This window comes from Vibrio sp. YT-15, from assembly GCF_033337445.1.
Lineage (GTDB): Bacteria > Pseudomonadota > Gammaproteobacteria > Enterobacterales > Vibrionaceae > Vibrio > Vibrio alginolyticus.
The window spans coordinates 1-1,294 of record NZ_JAWOQR010000091.1 but is presented as its reverse complement, the minus strand read 5'-3'; the positions used below and the strand labels follow the sequence as shown (position 1 = coordinate 1,294).

Here is a 1,294-nt window from a genome sequence, read left to right as displayed (position 1 = left end):
GTTATCTGAAAGTGGGAGTCTAGCCGATTTAATCTAACTCACTTCTGTCCCAAAATGCGTTTGGAACGCTCTTCTCTTCCCAAATTGATGTGGTGACAGTGTTTTACCGACCAGAAACATTTTCTGGTTTTTCAAAGAAAATAGTTAGCTCCCGCCCATTTCCTCACCGTTGCTATCGGTCTATTGCATGCCTTAGATATTCCCCTTATTGGTAAAATTATCATTAGACTTCTATTCTAAGTTAAAAGGTTTTGATGGGGGCTGAGCCGTACCCGCTGCCGTTTCATCTGGCAAATGGAGTTCCTCAGTCAAGGAAGGGACTTATCCAACACGGACTATAGTGCAATGCATCATTCATTATCCTTGCCGATTTTATTGTTGTCGTCTGCGATTGTGCAGGCGGCAGTTCCAGAAAGCCTTGCTATACCGCAGGCTTACCTCGATAGTCATCCTCATCCCGTTCATACAACTCCACCTCCGGCTTATGCCGTGGATCGTATTCTCGTTAAATTCCGTCCCGGTGCAGCGGCGTCTGACGTAGGGGAGTTGATGCGTGAGAGCAGAGCCGAAGCGCTCAAAGTCATTTCCGGCATTGATGTACATGTCTTGCAAGTGCCCGTTGGAACAGTGGAAGCACAGTTAGCCCGTTTTAACCAGAACCCGAATGTGTTGTATGCAGAACCTGATATCATCCACATTGTTCAGTATGTTCCCAATGAAGGTCTCGGTGGAAGTATCTATGCTAGTGACTACTTTTCTGAGCAGTGGGCGCTCAATAATACTGGGCAAGTACATTCTACCGTGGTGAATGACCCACTATTTGGTCCGTATCTGGATGAGGCCTCTGGCTTGCCTGGTGCAGATATCAATGCTCCCGAAGCTTGGGATATGACGAAAGGTAGTTCTGCCGTCAAGATAGCAATTCTCGATTCCGGTATTGATTGTCGTATGGCAGGGGATAGCGTGAGTAGCATTGAGCTCGGGAACGGAAAATGTGTTGAGCAGCAGAAATTCGTCACCGATTATCAAAGTGATACGTTAGAGGACGTGGTTGGACACGGCACCCATGTCGCAGGTATTGCGGCGGCTCAGACAGATAACGGTATTGGTATTGCTGGGGTCGGTTTTAACAGTTCTGTTGGCAACCTGAAGACGTGCTACGAATATCTGATTTATAGCTGCGACCCATTTTTTGGCTGCTTCCTTATCGCTGCGACGGGGGTATGCCCGCTATCTTCCTCTATGGGTGCGATCACCTCTGGTGCCGATAACGGCTACCTCGTGATTAACATGA

1 protein-coding gene is annotated in these 1,294 nt (G+C 47.8%); it reads left to right on the top strand.

Annotated elements, in window-relative coordinates; genetic code table 11:
• Positions 1 to 345 precede the first annotated feature (345 nt).
• A partial coding sequence (locus R7D93_RS25480; protein ID WP_318129580.1) for a S8 family serine peptidase occupies positions 346 to 1,294 on the top strand: 949 nt, incomplete at its 3' end.